Raw genomic sequence first — 15503 nt, 5'->3', positions numbered from 1 at the left:
ACTCAGTACTCTTTGGACGGCTGCGGGAAGAGCTTTTCTGGCTCTTGCAGCACGCTGATCGCACCATCTTTGTCTTCAATTGATGTGGGCGTTTCGATCCAGCCGCCGGGATAGGACCCGTTGAGCGCATCAATGGTTGCGTGCATAGCCGCCTTACCCATCAGGAATGGTGAGGTGTTGACGGTTGCCGTGATGTTGCCAGCCGCAATTTCTTCAAGGCCTGACGTGTCGCCATCATTGCCCAAAAGGACGATGTCATTGCGACCGAGTGCCTTAGCCGCGAAGGACGCTCCGATGATCATGTAGTCGTTCGCCGCAAAGATCATGTCCAGATCAGGGTTCGACTGCAGGATATCCATACCAGCAGTGTTGCCGCCCTCAACGTTCCATTTTCCGTCAATAGACACCACAACATCAAAGTTTTCGTTGCCCTCGATACCGTCGAGGAAGCCACCCACACGCTCGGTTGAGTGATAGCCAGGCTGCCCTTCGATGATGCCGACCTTCAACGGTTTATCGCCGTAAGTCTCAATGGCCCAATCCGCGATAGCATGCGTGCCGTTGCGCTGAGAGTACCCGACAACGCCATGAATGGGTGTCGGGAAGTTCGGAATGTCCGAGTTGATCATCAGAACTGCCATGCCCTTGTCGACGGCCTGCTTCAGCAGTGGTGCCGCAGCAAATTCATCGTGTGTTCCAAAGATTATCGCATCCACGTCCTGCGTCAGCACATCCTGGATCATGCCCATTTGACCGTTGATGTCCGCACCGGACTGGGGCGCAAGCATGAACACTTCGACCCCGGCCTCAGCAGCAACCGCTTTGATGCCCTCACCGATGGCGATGTAATAGTTGAACTCTGTCGCCGGCGGCATATACGCGATCCGGAACGTTTCGTTCTTGGGCTCTATCGCATCGATCGGCGCTTGGGCCCCGTCCTCAAGTGGAACCGGCGCTGGATAATTTTCCGCCAGAGCGATCGTTGCCAGCGTTGCGAACCCCGCGGCAAGCGTAGTGGTCATTAGCGTTTTCAACATAGTTTTCTCCTCCAGAATTTCGTTGGTTATCCTTTGAACGGCGCGTCGATCACGCCACGAACGCCGGGTTTCACAGCAAAGAGGCCGCCAGATTCCGGTTCTTTTGTTAAAGCTGCTTCGTCACTCATCAGCCTTGAGGTCGTGATGAACAGCGTGTCGAGATCAGGGCCACCGAAAGCGCAACAGGTTGGTTTCCAGACCGGCACCTCGATCACGCGATCTATCGTGCCGTCAGGTGCGACGCGAACAACGCGATGGCCTTCCCATTCGGCGTTCCAGACGCCCCCTTCGGCATCGACACAGGACCCATCAGGCAAGCCGGGCTCATCATTAAAAGAAGCGTGCCGCCGACGGTTCGAAATGGTTCCATTGCGGGTGTCGTAATCAAATGCGACGATTTCCCGATCCGGAGTATCCGCGAAGAACATCGTCTCACCGTCGGATGTAAAGCAAGTCGAATTGGCGCAAGACACTCCTTCGATAATCGTCCGCACACTCAAGTCTTTATCGACGAGGATGACTGACGAATCGGCCTTACCAGAAACTTCGTTCATGCCTCCAACAATCATTCGCCCCTGGCGATCGGTTCGCCCGTCGTTCAGCCGTGTCTCCGGATTGTTCGGCTCGAATCGTGCCACGAGGGTTTCCTCGCTATTGGGCGAATCGAACAAGACAACTCGATCAGCATAAGCAACAATCAGACCGCCAGACGCGCGCGGCGCGAAGCAACACACACGCTCCGGCATCTCATGAGAGGCAGTTTCTGACGTTGCAGCATCAAATGACCAAAGCGCACAACCTTCAATGTCGGTCCACCAGACAAGACCATCGGCGGGATTCCAGAAAATCCCTTCCCCGTGCTGGTTCTTACAATCGACGACCAACTCTGCGCGCACTTTTTGATCTCCTAAGTACATTCTGATATCTGATATACCAGCTTGCCTAATCTGGTGTATCAGATATCTTGCATCTGGCAACACCTTTTTTTGGAGATATCCTCAGATGGCGCTTGAGAGACCCAAGTCTTTGCGTGAACTCGCACTGGAACATTTGCGGAATAGTATTATCGATGGCTCCCTGAAAATGGGTCAGGTTTTGTCGGAGCGAAAAATCTCCGAAGAGCTGGGCGTATCGAAATCGCCGGTCCGCGAAGCACTCGCTCAACTACGTGACGAAGGGTTGGTTAGTATCGAGCCTCAAAAAGGCGCACGTGTTTTTTCGCTGTCTGAGCCGGAAGTGACTCAGATCTGCGATTTCAGACAGGCTATCGAAACTGCCGCGTTTGAACTTGCGTTGTTGCGGCACCCGGAAGGTCTTGCCAGCGACATGCAGCGTGTCGTGAAGGACATGGAGAAGGAACGCAGGCGAGGTAATGAAAAGGGCTACCTTTCACTGGATACCACATTTCATCAGTTGATTTTTGAACATGCAGGTAACGATTATCTGACGGCCAGCTATACACGCTACATCGGTAAGATTGCCGCATTGCGAACCCATTTGGCGAAGCTGCCTCAGCATACTGAGCTCTCCTTCGACGAGCATTCAAAAATCGCTATTGCCGTTCGCGAAGGTGACATGGCCAAAATCAAATCTCTTCTCACGGCGCATATTGACCGCACTAGACAAGCCTACAAAAGCGCCGCCATCGTCCTCGAAGGAGCGACCGCATCCTAGCAAAAACGTAGCTTCGTTGTGACAGGGGCGGGCCAGAACGGCGCCGCCCCTTTCTTTTGGGCACCTCACGGTCTTTTCTTTTTCATTTGACATCTGAGATATCAGATGCCAATCAAAAGGCGGGAGGAAGCTTGTATGACGCCAGCAGTGAAACCTGACTCACCGGGGCTACAGCCACTGATCCAGCTGGATCGGGTTGGCAAAAGCTTCGGCACGAACATTGTTTTGGATGGCGTCGACTTTGAATTGAGACCCGGCGAAGTTCACGCGCTATGCGGGGAAAACGGCGCCGGAAAATCCACTTGTCTCGGCCTGTTTTATGGACTTCACCAACCTTCTGCTGGGCGTATCCTCTGCGACGGCAAGGAACAGCGAGTCGAAAGCCCATGGCACGCGCAATCCCTGGGCATCGGCTGTGTTTTTCAAGAACTCAGCCTCGCTGGCGCGCTCTCTGTTGCGGAAAACATCTACGCGGGGCGCGTACCCACCCGGTTTGGCGTGGTTGACTGGCCTGAACTGCGCCGCCGTGCGGAGGCGTTACTGGCGGAATTCGGTCTGGATATCGACGTCTCAACACCCGTGGAAAACTTGCCAATAAGCTCCCGCCAGATTGTTGAAATCGCCAAGGCGCTGTCGTTGAATTCCCGCGTCCTTTTGCTGGATGAACCGACATCAGCATTGGCACCCGACGAAGTAGACGCACTATTCGAAGTCCTAAAGTCCCTGACAAAGAAAGGGATTGGCATCGTCTATGTCAGCCACCATATGGCCGAGATTTTCCAGATCTCGGATCGCATTACCGTTTTGCGAGATGGGCGCCACATCAGCACTTTACCGGTTTCGGAAACTTCTCAGGAACAAGTCGTCGCCGAGATGATCGGCGGCGCTCACCCCGGTGATGTCACGCGGTCAGGTAAGGTTAACGGCGAAGAGGTTTTGCATGTCCAAGAATTAACCCATCCAGATGAATTCGAAGACATTTCTTTCTCCATTAAAGCCGGAGAGATTGTAGGGATGGCAGGGTTGATGGGCGCTCGCCGCAGCGAGATTGTTCGATCGATTGTCGGGTTGATGCATGGCGCGACCGGGGAGATCAGACTGCACGGCAAGCCTGTTAACTTTGCGTCCTTGCGGCAGGCGATGCGTGCTGGGGTCGGGTTTGTTCCCGAGGAACGCAAGACTGAAGGCCTCTTTCTGGAACAATCACTCAGCGACAACCTGATCGCGGCCAGTCTTTCCGATCATGCGTCTGCTGGGTTCATGCGTTCGGGCTCGATCAAAGCAGCCAGCCAAACAGCCATTGACGCATTCAGTGTCAAAACCAGCGGGATTAACGAACTTGTTGGTGATCTCTCAGGGGGCAATCAGCAAAAGATTATGTTGGCCAAGTGGCTCAAACGCGCGCCAGCTCTTCTGATCATTGAGGAGCCCACAAAAGGGGTCGATGTCGGAGCCAAATTCCAAATCCACACGGAACTTTTGCGTCGAGCAGCCGAGGGAAAGGCCATCCTCGTCGTGTCATCCGATTTTCCCGAACTGGTCTCTCTCTCGACCCGCATCCTTGTCGTCCACGACGGTCGCCTCATGGGAGACATCGCAGCCGCTGAGGCAACCGAAACCACGCTTCTTCAAATGGCCGCTGGAAATTCCGTTCCAATTGTGGAGGCACCCCAAACCAATCAATCAGGAGTCGCGACGTGACCATGACCGCTCAAGCCAACTTGCCCATGAAGCGTCCGCTGCTGCGCCGTGTTCTACAAGCTTTTGTCGATATTCGTGAACTGACGCTGATCGTTCTGATCGCCGCCATCATCATCGTGATGTCCAACGTTAATCCCTATTTCCTCAGCTTCTCGAACTTTCGAGCCGTGGCCGTGGGCATGGCACCGACCGCGATCATCGTGATCGGTATGGCGATCTTGCTTGCCTCTGGCGGGTTCGATCTTTCCGTCGGGTCGGTAATGGCCTTGTCTTCTACCGTCGTAGCCATGCTGCTTTTGACCGGCATGCCAATTCCGCTCGCTGTTGTATGCGGATTGGTGCTGGGTGGAATTGTCGGCGTAGTGAACGGTTTGCTGGTGACCGGCCTCGGGATCAATCCGCTTATCGCAACCCTCGGCACGATGTCGATTGCGCGAGGCATCGCTCTTGTCCTGACGGAAGGTTTCTCTGTCTCAAGCCTGCCGGCATCATTTGCCTGGATCGGTAAAGCTGAAATAGGCGGCTTTCCGGTAATCGTCTTGTTCACCATTCTGCTCGTCGTCCTGTTTGACCTGGCCGTCCGCCATACACGCTTTTTCCGTCAGGTCTATTTCATCGGCGCCAATGAAAAGGCCGCGATGTTGTCAGGCATCCATGTCACACGCGTGCGTATCATTCTGTACGCACTGACCGGTATTCTGGCTGCTTTGGCGGGTGTATTGCTGGCCTCCCGCCTGATGAGCGGTACGCCCACGGCAGGCAACGGTATCGAACTTCAGGTTCTGGCGGCTGCGGTCATCGGTGGCGCATCCCTACGCGGCGGCGAAGGTACTATTCTCGGTGCTTTCCTCGGCGTCGTTTTTGTCGCGTTGATCAACAACACTATGACGATGCTGGCCGTATCGATCTACTGGCAGATGATCGTCATCGGCGGTGTGCTCGTTACAGCGGTGGCCTTGGACATGCTGATCCGAAGCAAACGGGGCTAATCCATAAGCTTTCCAAAACCCAACAACAACCAAAGATCCAAAACAGGGAGACTACGATGACTGAATTGAATGTGAATCGGCGCAGGCTGCTGACAGCGGGTACCACCGCTGGATTGGCCGCAGCGTTCGGACTGCCCATGCTGTCCAAAGAAGCCATGGCACAAGCGGCCGGCAAAGAGTATGTGTTCCTGTCCATCGTAACGCAGGTGCCGTTCTGGGTGGACTATCGCAATGCGATGGAAGACCTTGAAGAGTTAATGGGCATCAAGGCCACATTCACCGGCCCGTTGGATTTCGACACGGCCGCACAAGCACGCCAATTGGATGAACTGATCGCAAGACGTCCCGCAGGCATCCTTATCTTCCCCGGTGATCCGGCCACTCTGGCTCCCGGCGTCGAACGTGCGGTCGAGGCGGGCATTCCGGTCACATGTTGTATTGGCGATATTCCCGACAGTCCCCGGTCCACATTCCTTGGTATCAACGGCGTTCAGGCAGGACGTGTCGGCGGTGAAATGCTCGCACAAGCGATTGGCGGGAAAGGCAAGGTTATCCTCGGCACTTTCCCTGCCCCCTCCACATTGGAGCGGGTCGAGGGGTACAAACAAATCTTTGCTGAGAAATACCCAGATATCGAGGTCGTCGACGTCGTCAACGATAAGGCCGACCCGTCCTATGCGCCGACAGCCTACCTTCAGGCAATTCAGGCGAACCCGGATATTGTTGGCATTGGCGGCACGGACGGCGACAGCGGCAAAGGCGCGGCAATTGCCGTCAATGAGGCAGGACGCAAGGACATCAAGATCGTCGCGATGGACCGAAATGATGATATGCTTCCCTATATCGAAGACGGCACAATTCACGGCGCTGTGGCTCAGAAATCCTATCTGGAGATCTTTCTCGCCTTCCACATGATGCATTGGCAGAACACTGATGCGCTGAAGGTCTTGCCCGATTGGAAGGCGGCTGGCATCAATCCTCTACCCGAGCGCGTTGAAACCGGGGTTATGCCGATTACTGCCGAGAACGTCGTCCAGTTCAAGCACACCTAAGGGATTGTCCCGGCGCATTCGATCGCGCCGGGAAACCGATAGGAGGGGGTACATGTCGGACAGATGGAGCGTTCTTCACCTGCAGCAAAACGATCTGCAGCTGACACTCCTGCCCGGCATCGGGGGCCGCCTATGGGATATAAACTTCCAAGGTCGCTCCCTCCTATTTCAGAACGCAGATCTCGACGGTTTGGATGTCGATGACACACGGCTTACTGATCTGCCCACACGCTCTCCACAATTTGGTTTTCCGCTCTGGGGCGGAGAGAAGACGTGGATCGCCCCAGATGCATCCTGGATAAACGGCGCTCCGTTTCCCGTGTTGGACAGCGGCTCTTACCAGATCACTTCAAGAAGCAGCACTCGTATCGACATGACCAGCGCAGTATGCCCGACCTCGCACTTGTCAGTGTCGCGCCGCATCACGCTAACCTCGGCGGAAAGCTGGGAAATAGAACACATCGTGGTCAACCATGGGACCTCCTCGCGCCTGACCGGCATTTGGTCAGTCATGATGCTTAACACCCCCACCAAGGTCGGTGTCGAATTGCAAGACCCTGCATTTTATCCTGTTTTTGGCTCTGCCGAAGGGATGATAGCGACGCACGGCAAAAGCATTGTCGTGGATTGCAACAGACAGCAGGAATTCAAGGTCGGGCTACCGAACCCCAACGGTCGTACATTGATACGGTGCGGCGCTGATGCCCCGTTGCTAATGTGCTCGGTACCAGAACCTCAAAAGGGCGATCAATTTGCACACGACTATCCGTTTGAGGTCTTTAATTCAGCCGATTACGCCTATTGCGAAGCGGAGTGGCACTCCCCGGCACGCAAGCTTGCACCAAATGAAACGCTGACTTTTCGGCAGACGTTCCGCGTCTTGACGGATGAAGATGCAACACAAATGCCATTGGGGCTCACAAACAACAAGGAGTTCCTGTCATGCATGTCTTGATTACAGGCGCAGGCGGGCATCTAGGCCGCAAACTCTTCAACGCGCTAGAAAGCGACTCCAATTACACCGTCTCTGGCATCGACATCCGTCCCGTTGATCATCCCGACATTCACACAGCAGACCTGTCCGACGACAGCAGTTGGGTCAGTTTGCTAAAGGGAGTGGACGTTATCGTGCATCTTGCCGGAGACCGAGAGCCCTCCGCCACTTGGGCCTCCGCGATCAAACACAATATGGATGCAACGCTTTCTCTCTATCACCATGCGGTAGCCATGGGCGTCAGCCGCGTGGTTCTTGCCAGCTCCAACTGGGTTCACGGCGACAAAAGGTTCACGCATCAGGTGCTCAACAGCACGACACCACCAGGGCCAGTAAACGCCTACGGCATGTCAAAGCTATTCTGTGAACGGACAGGGGCTTATTTCGCTGAGCATCACGGACTGTCGGTCATCTGCTTGCGCATCGGCTGGACGCAATGGACTCACGGCAACCAACCCGGCACACACATGGCGATGGGCCGGTGGGGTCAGGAAATGTGGTTGAGTGATCGGGACTTTCTAAGCGGAATGCGCGCCGCAATAGATGCCAAGGATATTTCCTTCGCAGCCCTGAACCTAATGTCAGATAACCCAGGTATGCGCTGGGATATCACCGAAACACGACAAACGATTGGCTACTCTCCAGAGGATGGAAGCCCCGCAAAAATAACAGTGGGCATTTCCTTGAGATCCATGCTGCAGCGGCTGTTTACAGTCCGACTCCCCAGCTTTTTCGCGACACGTTTCCCGGATTGGTAGAGAACAAGATTCGGGCATTGTTGTTGCGTTGCGCAATCAGTTTCCGAAACCTCGCGCCGAAGTAAGCGCTGAAAAGGTCATCTTTGTCCGCTTCGCGGTAGACGGAGAGCGACATAACGAGCGCCAGATTTGGCAACCATTGATGTTTGATACTTCGATAACGAACCGCAAACGTCGCTGAACGGGTGTTATCTGAAGCGATCTCTGGTGGAGTGGTCAGCTCATCTGCGGATTAAGCGAACCATCAGATCAATCCGCAAAACAGCAGCCTTTTATCCCGCGCGCAGAGAACGTCTGTTTCGAGCCCATTCTGTTGAAAAACAACGTGTTGCTGACGCAGAAAGTAGTCATCTGAGCTGAGTGCGATTGCCTTTCTTATCAGGTCTTTCGCGTTTGCTGCGGTGCAGGAATGATCTTGGCCAATTTGCGGAGGTTTTGGGCGGTGGCGGCGAGGAGGAATTCGTCATTGGCACCATATGGTCCGCGTAATCGGAGCCGTCCCAGACCGAGGATGCGTTTGAGGTGGGCAAAGAGCATCTCGACCTTCTTTCTGAGTTTCATCGAGATGTCGTATTGGCGGGTTTTGGCGATCTCGCGGGCGACCTGGCGTGCGTCTTCGTGCTCTTCGCGGGTGATTTTGCGCGCGTCGGCATTAGGGCAGCATTTGGCTTTTGATGGACAGGCCTGGCAAACGTCTTTCAGGGCGCGGTAGCGGGCCGTGCCCTTGCCAGTTGGCCCTCGGTTTGGGTCAGAATAGTTACGGCGGAACTGCTTCAACGCATGACCTTCGGGACAGATGTACTGATCTTTCCCGGCGTCCCATTCGAAGTCCGCACGGGTCCAGGTTCCGTCGTTGCGCCCGGATTTATCAAAGACAGGAATGTGCGGCGCGATCTTGCGGTCGACCAGCCATCCAAGAAGTGGCCCGGTGCCGTAAGCGGTGTCGGCGATCAGCCGTTCTGGATGCAGATCGAACTTGTCCTCTACCCGGTCCAGCATGGTTTTGGTTGATCCGACCTCAGCTTGTCGGATGGACCGTGTGGCTTCCACATCGACGATGACGCCATGGTCCGTGTCGATCAGATAGTTGTCGGAATAGCTAAAGAATGCTGGGCCTTTACGGGCCGCCGTCCACTGGCTGGCCGGATCAGAATGGGAGGTGAACTTTGGTTGCACCTCGCTCGCAGTCCCGAAAGCAGCCTCATCCAGCGTGTCGAGATACTCGCGGACCGCGCGGGGCGCATCGGCCGGATCGATACTCGTCGCGTCCCACTCTTCCTTTGGCGTTGAATTCTGTTTATTCGCATCTGCCTCGATCAGACTGGCATCAATCGCCAAGCGCTGGCCGCTGACCAAACCCTCCGCGATGCAGCGCGCGACGGTCGTCTCGAACAGATGCCGCAGAAGCTCACTCTCCCGGAAACGCCCGTGTCGGTTCTTGGAAAACGTGGAATGATCCGGGATACGGTCATTCAGATCGAGACGGCAGAACCAATGGTAGGCGAGGTTCAGGTGCACCTCTTCACAAAGCCGACGCTCCGACCGGATGCCAAAACAGTAGCCGACCAGCAGTATCCGGATCAGCAGTTCCGGATCGACCGATGGGCGGCCAGTGTGGCTGTAAAAATCCGCGAGATGTGCTCGAATGCTGCTCAGATCAACAAATCGATCACTCGACCGAAGCAGGTGATCTTGGGGAACGTGGTTCTCCAATGAGAATTCATAGAACAGCGACGATTGCGCTTCCTGCCTCGGTCCCATCATCGCCAATCCTCCCGCCCACTGGAAGAATTGAATCAGCAGTTCATGCATCGATCAAGGAAGAGTTTTTCAACAAAATAAGCCCTGAGCGGTCGTAGGCGTTTGGACTAGGCGTAGAAGCTTACGTCCATCAAGAGTAGCGAGAAAACCGAGACTGGCCGAACATTCTGCGATGTTCTACAGGAGTCAGTCCAGTCTTTCGCTTGAACAACCTCCTAAACGACGGCGTATCGGTATAGCCGACTGCTTCTCCAACCTCCGCGACGGAGCCGTCGGTAGTTTCAAGCAACTGCCGGGCCTCTTCTATTCGCAGCGCCAAAACGTAATCTTGCGGTGACTTATTCGTGGCTATGCGGAAGCGTCGCGCAAACGTAGTTGGCGGCAACCCGGAACGTTTGGCCATTTCTGCGACTGGGTTGTCGATGGCGTAATTGTCGGAAATCCATAGCTGAGCCTGTGAGATTATGGCGTCAGCATGAGGTGCCGTAGTAATCATTGAACAGAATGGTGCCTGGAGTTCTCCGCGGTTGGCCATAAGCCAAACTTTTGCTGCCCTCACTGCCCTTTGCGTGCCGCCGTAATGCGCGATCAGGAACGTAGCGAGTTCCTGCCACCCGGTTGTCCCACCCGACGTTACGGGTCCGCGAGACGCATCAGCAAAGCAAAGGCCGCGGTCGATGCGAAGCCGTACATTCGGATAAAACCTCCGAAAAAGGCCTTCCCAAGCCCAATGTGTGGTCGCTTCAACCCCATCCAAAATACCTATTTCCGCCAAATAGACCGCCCCTGTACAGGCTGACACTATGCGTGTCTTGGCCAAGTCGCGCTTGGCAAGCCACCCCAAGCAAGGATGTTGTTTGGGGTCGAGTCGGTCGTGCGGAGAAAGTGTCAGTCCAGGTACGACAACAATATCAACGTCGTCTGCGTTGTTAAATGTCTGGTCTGGAGCGATCCACACGCCACTTCCGCAACGAAATCCCTTGGTGTCTGGGCCAACGAGGCTAACGTCAAACACCGGCACTGGCTCCTCGCCGCTCACCAGATGTTCCCAGTCCCGCCCTGCGGCCACCAAAGTGTCATACAGGCCAAACACGCTGGAGGCGCTGGTTTCTGGGGTGGCAACGATCTGAACCGAAAATGGCATAGGCAAAATTCCCAAAATGGTGAATTTACCCCTTTTTTAGCTGTTCCACCACTCACGCCCAACGAAAAATGTCGCGCAATCTTCAAGGGCACGCAGCCCTCTGGAGGTATTAGTGAAGATGAACGCAGTTTGGGATTTAATTTTCGACACTAAAATGCTGATTTTTCCGAAGAGATCCGCGCCAGAAGAACTCAGCATCACAGATGACCAAGGAAATGGAACCGGCAACTGCAAAGTTACGGAAGAGATGTGGAAATCGGTGATCTATATTGGACCAGGCTGCTCACTGGTGAGAGACCGTTAGTTTGAGCAATTTCGATGTCCGTTTCGTCCGCAGTTCTGAGTTCAACCCGGTCGTTGCAGTTCAGGCATTTGCCGGGGTAGCTTTGCTAGAATGAGGGAGACCTTCTCGATAATCGGAACATGGGTATTGAAGAGTTTCGTCACCGAGTTTGACGACAGCGCCACTCTTCTGCCCTACGGCGACAACCCGCAAGGCCGGATTGTCTACTCGAGCGATAGGTTCATGTCGGCTCACCTTTGGAACCCCGTCAGGCATGTCGAGGGAGCCAACTCAAGTGACGACCCCAGCTACTTTTCCTATTGCGGTGATTGGTCAATTGAGGGCGCAGTTGTTCGGCACCGGGTTCATGTTGCGACTGTGGCATCTTGGGCCGGGCAGGATAAATTGCGAACTATCACGCTAATCGGAGAGCTTTTGGAATTGACGGCGGAAGGGGTTGTTTTCGGAGGAAAGAAAGGAAGAGCTATTTTGGTTTGGGAGCGCCTGAAAAAGTAGGCGGCAGCGGCAATCGATCACTTCATTTGCAACTTGGGAAGTACAAATTCTAAGTGCGAATGTCGGTTTAGAGTTGACATCGCCCAACGAGTTTCCTCATTCGGCATTCGCCATCTCTTTGCTTACTCGGGCAATCCAGCGCGCCTTAGGCCTTCCAGCCAATGTTCCCAGTCTTCCGGATCTCTAACAGGTACCATCTTGCGCACCCGCTCAATCGTCAGTTCCGGCATCGTTTCAAGCAATCGCTTAATGGAAAGTTGTGCTTCTTCTCTGCGCCCCAACATACCCAACGCAGCTGCCTCTTGCCGCATTAGCGATGCGTAACCCGGGTGCTCTTTCAGGCCTTCGATCGCGTTTTCAAGGCAGAGACCGTACTGTCGCGTTACATAAGCACCGATCCCAAGCCCTCCACGCCAAAATGCTTTCAATGGATCGCGCGGACTTAAGGCCATTGCATGTTTGGCCGATTGCTCTGCCTTGTCGGACTCGCCCGACACGCCATACAAGGCTGCAATGTTACCATACCCGATAGCCAGGTTCGGATTTAGGTCAATGGCACGCAGCAAATGGACTAAAGACTCATCGAATTTGCGAGCAAAGCACAGAGCCATACCCAACACAGCATGAGCGTTAGCATTTTGATCATCTAGTTGCACTGCAAGGCCGGCCTCAAACTCTCCTGTCTGAATGGCTTCCTTGGAATCCATGCGCCACAAGTGAAGCATGCCCATAATGTGACTGAGCGCCAAAGCCGCATGTGTTTCGCTGTCGTCCGAGTCACTTTCCAACGACCGCTTTAATAGATCATGGGCGATCTGATTATTTTCCTTAGTGAATTTTCCGAGGTGCCATCTGGCCTGAAGCACTTTGTCCCAGGCGCTGAGGTTGTCTGACCGTTTCGAGCGTGCACGTCGGGTTTCAGCGCCGATCGTCTCGGGTGCGACAGCCGAGACAATGGATTGGGTAATTTCGTCTTGAACGGCAAAAACGTCCGTCAATTCACGATCGTATTTGGCGGCCCAAATATGAGCGCCACTCTCACCGTCAATTAATTGCGCAGTCACTCTTACTCGATCGCCAGCTTTTCGCACACTTCCTTCCACCAAGTATCGCACGCCCAGGTCTTGGCACACCTGATCGACGCGAATGGCCTTTCCCTTATAGGTAAAGCTCGTATTGCGGGCGATGACGAAAAAGTCGCGGAAATGCGACAACGCAGTGATGATATCTTCTGCTATTCCATCGGAAAAATATTCCTGCTCTGGATCAGAAGACATGTTGTCGAAAGCCAGTACGGCAATCGAAGCTTTTCCAGCATCTAAATTCGGAGACGGCGTATGCGAGGTAGAAATGTCACCCGCAGCCCAGCGAAAAACTCGGACCGGTGTTTCAATGTTCTTGAGTTTCTGTTCTCCGTCGTCTCGAAATCTGGCGTTGATTTTACCCCCTAGGCTGTCGTGCACGATTCCGGAAATGCATACACCACCTGGTTCAGCCAGAGGTTCCAGCCTCGCAGCGATGTTGACCCCGTCACCATAGATGTCTTCGCCAGTGGTAATCACGTCGCCCAGATTAATGCCAATTCTAAGTTGAATCCGGTCTGCGCTTTGAGCTTTGGTGTTGTTTTGGATGGCAATCGCGCAAGCGACCGCATCCAGAACGCTCGCAAACTCGACCAATGCACCATCGCCCATAAGTTTAACAATTCTACCGTTGTGCTGGGCAATCTGCGGATCGAAGCAGCTTCGGCGAAAAGCGACCAGCTGTTCCAAAGTGCCTTGTTCGTCACGCGACATCAGTGCGGAAAATCCAACAACATCAGCGGCTAAAATGGCGGCTAGTCGACGCAAACAAGGACACCTTGTCTCAGGGGCAGTTAACAATGATAATCTTCTCATTCCACCAAACTATTGGGCATTTGGCTATCACAAACTTTACTATTTTTCGGTCCGCCCTAGAGGGTAGGCCACCAAAGGTGATTTAGTGTCAGTATTGTGCGCGGGCTTTCAGACTGTCGATATCAGCAGCGGAATCCATTCAGGGTCAGAAGCCTATCCTACTTGCTGATCTCGCAAAGTCATTGGACAGATAATCTGACTTAACCAACAATCGGTTCTTGGAGTTGATAGCAACCTCGACCGGATTGTCTTGGGTTGTCGTATTACGTGAGGTTCGGATCAACGATTTCCTGATTGTGCAAGTGTGAGATAATGACGGGCCAAAACGTAGTGCTTGAAAGCAAATTGACTTGCTCAAAGTGTCGACATGGCGAAACCGAAGAAATGTCAATTGACGCCTGCCAATGGTTCTACGAGTGCAAGCCGTGCAAAACTCAGCGCCATCGCCAGGCAACTCAATGAGCGGCCTCGCAAAACCTTGCAATATCAAACGCCAGCTGAGAAGTTTGCAGAATGTGTTGCGGCGATCAGTTGAAATCACCGCCGTTTGTTGACGTTGAAGCTTGCGACCCGCCTGTCTGGTTGGTCCGCAAAGCAGACGCCCAACGAGCTCTTTCTGATGGCTGCTTCTGACCTCACCAACGCGTATCCTACGCTCAATTTCGATTGGTTGTTAAGGCAATGCGACCGGGTTTTCATCGAGTGTCCGGAGGTAAGAAATCAAGTCTGCGCGATCCTGATCAAACCAAACTCCATCTAAGTCCATCTTTGTTCCCGGAATGTATTCTCGTGGACGCCCAAGAAACGAGTTTAGATTGTCGTAGTCCCAGACACCTGAAATCGCTGACAAAGCCGTCGAGTACTCGTAGCCATCGTACGAGCCAATGGTGCGCCCGAGAACTCCCCAAAGTGGCGGACCTTCATTGGCTTGAACTTGCCCATTGTTCTCCAGGCTGTGACAGGCTTTGCAGGCACCTGCCAGAGTTTCTCCTCGGCCCCTATCGGCATTACCAATCAAGTGCTTCACACTAGGGATACTTGCACTTGTAGGTACGCCAGCATCCAATAGCATGGTCACGATTTCGTCGTGCCCACGCAACGAGGCGAAATGCAGTGCTGTCCCAAGCCAAGGATCCACGACAGTTGGATCAGCACCGGCTTCCAAAAGCAATCGAACAACTTCTGTGTGTCCGTTGCTTGACGCAACATGGATTGGGTATGCAAGAGTTTTTTCGTACTCAGCATTGGGAAGAGAGTAGTTTGGGTCGGCCCCAGCCTCCAACAGGGCCGCGACCACGTCCGAACGACCGAACCGAGATGCTACTACGAGTGGTGACGAACCTTCAAAACGAGCGCCTGTGGTGCTCGGCAGATCCACCGGCACTCCTTTTTCGATTTCTGACATAACTTTTGCGACATCGCCTTTTCTAGCCATCAAGTGGATCATTTCAGCGAAACTTGTCGACATGGTGGCGCATAGCGCAGCCACCCCCGCGAGAAATGTTTTCCAAGTTCTGTTCATTGCGGCATCCCCCGGTTGTGGGAGCCTTAATACCACAACTAGTCGTCAATTTCATTTCTTGCAAAGAGTGGCCGCTTTGTCCGGAGGGTGTGTGGAAACTTGGTTGATCTCGGAGCGTCCAATCGGTTTTGACTTTTGTGTCCTTTTTGGCTTGGGATCATCATTTTGATGGAC

At 53.9% G+C, this 15503-nt stretch carries 14 protein-coding genes and 1 pseudogene; 9 read left to right on the top strand and 6 right to left on the bottom strand.

Features of this window, described 5'->3' with window-relative positions; genetic code table 11:
* Window positions 1-2 precede the first annotated feature (2 nt).
* Entirely contained in the window at window positions 3-1037 is a 1035-nt protein-coding gene (locus ACR0NZ_RS12560) for a sugar ABC transporter substrate-binding protein (RefSeq protein WP_480519290.1), read from the bottom strand.
* A 26-nt stretch (window positions 1038-1063) separates the two neighbouring features.
* Window positions 1064-1954: an SMP-30/gluconolactonase/LRE family protein gene (locus tag ACR0NZ_RS12555; protein WP_480519288.1), complete on the bottom strand. Its 891-nt coding sequence runs from the start codon at window positions 1952-1954 to the stop codon at window positions 1064-1066.
* An 85-nt stretch (window positions 1955-2039) separates the two neighbouring features.
* Between ACR0NZ_RS12555 and ACR0NZ_RS12550 the strand changes: the two genes are divergently transcribed.
* The 6 genes from ACR0NZ_RS12550 to ACR0NZ_RS12525 all read left to right on the top strand — a co-directional run bounded on the left by ACR0NZ_RS12550 (window position 2040) and on the right by ACR0NZ_RS12525 (window position 8205).
* Window positions 2040-2711 carry a GntR family transcriptional regulator gene (locus ACR0NZ_RS12550; protein ID WP_480519286.1) on the top strand — a complete coding sequence of 224 codons (672 nt, stop codon included), beginning with the start codon at window positions 2040-2042 and terminating at the stop codon, window positions 2709-2711.
* Between the two features lie 147 nt (window positions 2712-2858).
* A complete protein-coding gene (locus ACR0NZ_RS12545; protein ID WP_480519284.1) occupies window positions 2859-4412 on the top strand; it encodes a sugar ABC transporter ATP-binding protein in 1554 nt (517 codons plus the stop codon).
* A gap of 2 nt (window positions 4413-4414) precedes the next feature.
* Window positions 4415-5401, top strand: a complete 987-nt coding sequence (locus tag ACR0NZ_RS12540) for an ABC transporter permease (protein WP_480519512.1) — start codon at window positions 4415-4417, stop codon at window positions 5399-5401.
* Between the two features lie 56 nt (window positions 5402-5457).
* Complete coding sequence (locus ACR0NZ_RS12535; protein WP_010437236.1) at window positions 5458-6453, top strand: substrate-binding domain-containing protein; 996 nt, start codon at window positions 5458-5460, stop codon at window positions 6451-6453.
* A gap of 52 nt (window positions 6454-6505) precedes the next feature.
* Window positions 6506-7408 carry a hypothetical protein gene (locus tag ACR0NZ_RS12530; protein ID WP_480519281.1) on the top strand — a complete coding sequence of 301 codons (903 nt, stop codon included), beginning with the start codon at window positions 6506-6508 and terminating at the stop codon, window positions 7406-7408.
* Entirely contained in the window at window positions 7396-8205 is an 810-nt protein-coding gene (locus tag ACR0NZ_RS12525; RefSeq protein WP_209834532.1) for an NAD-dependent epimerase/dehydratase family protein, read from the top strand. Before ACR0NZ_RS12530 ends, ACR0NZ_RS12525 begins: the two co-directional genes overlap by 13 nt.
* Window positions 8206-8583: 378 nt before the next feature.
* Here ACR0NZ_RS12525 and ACR0NZ_RS12520 read toward each other — a convergent pair whose 3' ends face one another.
* The gene (locus tag ACR0NZ_RS12520) at window positions 8584-9969 is read right to left on the bottom strand and encodes an IS1182 family transposase (RefSeq protein ID WP_480519510.1); all 1386 of its coding nucleotides are present in this window, start codon (window positions 9967-9969) and stop codon (window positions 8584-8586) included.
* Between the two features lie 127 nt (window positions 9970-10096).
* Window positions 10097-11110, bottom strand: a complete 1014-nt coding sequence (locus ACR0NZ_RS12515; protein ID WP_480519278.1) for a GlxA family transcriptional regulator — start codon at window positions 11108-11110, stop codon at window positions 10097-10099.
* 394 nt (window positions 11111-11504) lie between these two features.
* Here ACR0NZ_RS12515 and ACR0NZ_RS12510 point away from each other — a divergent pair, with 394 nt between their 5' ends.
* Window positions 11505-11909, top strand: coding sequence for a lipocalin-like domain-containing protein (locus ACR0NZ_RS12510; protein WP_480519276.1), 405 nt, complete (start codon window positions 11505-11507; stop codon window positions 11907-11909).
* A 122-nt stretch (window positions 11910-12031) separates the two neighbouring features.
* Here the strand turns inward: ACR0NZ_RS12510 and ACR0NZ_RS12505 are convergent, their stop codons facing one another.
* Entirely contained in the window at window positions 12032-13759 is a 1728-nt protein-coding gene (locus ACR0NZ_RS12505; RefSeq protein ID WP_480519274.1) for an adenylate/guanylate cyclase domain-containing protein, read from the bottom strand.
* A gap of 360 nt (window positions 13760-14119) precedes the next feature.
* On the opposite strand from ACR0NZ_RS12505, the gene ACR0NZ_RS12500 reads away from it, so the two are divergent.
* Together ACR0NZ_RS12500 and ACR0NZ_RS12495 are read left to right on the top strand one after the other, a co-directional pair.
* The gene (locus ACR0NZ_RS12500; RefSeq protein ID WP_480519272.1) at window positions 14120-14269 is read left to right on the top strand and encodes a GDCCVxC domain-containing (seleno)protein; all 150 of its coding nucleotides are present in this window, start codon (window positions 14120-14122) and stop codon (window positions 14267-14269) included.
* Window positions 14229-14342: pseudogene (locus tag ACR0NZ_RS12495) on the top strand (IS30 family transposase); the annotation flags it as partial. The gene ACR0NZ_RS12500 and the pseudogene ACR0NZ_RS12495, both read left to right, overlap by 41 nt.
* 138 nt (window positions 14343-14480) lie before the next feature.
* On the opposite strand, the gene ACR0NZ_RS12490 reads toward ACR0NZ_RS12495, so the two are convergent.
* Window positions 14481-15329: an ankyrin repeat domain-containing protein gene (locus ACR0NZ_RS12490; RefSeq protein ID WP_480519270.1), complete on the bottom strand. Its 849-nt coding sequence runs from the start codon at window positions 15327-15329 to the stop codon at window positions 14481-14483.
* Window positions 15330-15503 lie beyond the last annotated feature (174 nt).

The sequence above is a fragment of the Ruegeria sp. AE3 genome (genome assembly GCF_056542225.1).
Note: the sequence above shows the minus strand (reverse complement) of the source record. Positions and strands in the feature narration are given on the sequence as shown.